We start from the raw sequence: 205 nt of genomic DNA on the forward strand, positions 1-205 counted from the left end.
ACCGCGTCGCCCTGTACCGCACCGCCGACGAGCAGCTCCTCGACCACTACGCCAGCATCGACGATGTGCCGATGCCCGAGCCCACCACCGAGACTGTCGAGACCGCTGACGCCACCGTCGAAACCGTCGAGGTCGAGGCTGCGCGCGGCACCATCACCGACACCCAGATCGCCACCATCCTCGACCTGATCGCCGACGGCGCCCA

1 protein-coding gene is annotated in these 205 nt (G+C 68.8%); it reads left to right on the top strand.

What is annotated here, in order from left to right; all coding sequences use genetic code 11:
- Positions 1–205 (top strand): hypothetical protein (locus Q5762_RS39575; RefSeq protein WP_315897159.1); only part of this gene is annotated, 205 nt, incomplete at both ends.

This window comes from Streptomyces sp. P9(2023) (assembly GCF_032436795.1).
Lineage (GTDB): Bacteria > Actinomycetota > Actinomycetes > Streptomycetales > Streptomycetaceae > Streptomyces.